Annotated in this window: 1 protein-coding gene; it reads right to left on the bottom strand. The window is 65.1% G+C overall.

Going from position 1 to position 570, the window contains the following annotated elements:
* Nucleotides 1-570: hypothetical protein (locus AC1DS5_RS25405; protein ID WP_477721013.1), on the bottom strand; the 570-nt coding region annotated here is incomplete at both ends.

The raw sequence follows: 570 nt of genomic DNA on the forward strand, positions 1-570 counted from the left end.
GCCGTGGAAGCCGTGATCAGCGCATCGCGCTGGCTGTCGAGCGCGGTCTCCTTACTGTCGAGCTCCGGCAGGACCGCGGTCAGGCTGCCGCTGGCGAACGTGATGTTTCCTACCGCGTCGGATGCCTTGTTCAGCAGATGGATGGTGCCGCGGGTGTTCACTGACGTCGTTGCGATCAACGCACCGTTCTGGATAATCGCGCGGCCCGCGAGCGTGATGTCGCCCTGCTGCGCCCGGATCAGGCCTCGATTGCTGACAGTTCCGCCCGCACTGTTCAGTCCAATAACCGGCGATATCTCGTTGCCACGCGTAGTCGATGTCTGGTTCGCGTCGGTCCCAAAGCCAGCGCGCAGGATGAAGTCGTCACCGGCCGCAAGTAACGTCTGGCCGCGCGGTGTAGCGATGGAGCCGGCGTTCTCGACCTCCGAGCCGATCATCAGCACGAAGCCGCCGCCCGAGGTCACCGACGATGGCGTGCGCGTCGAGATCGATGCGCCGGCCTCGACGACGACCTTGCCGCCGGCTGCGGTGAAACTCGGCGCGTAGATGTTGCCGGTCTGGGTGCTGTAG

The sequence above is a fragment of the Polaromonas sp. P4_H1 genome (assembly GCF_056400945.1).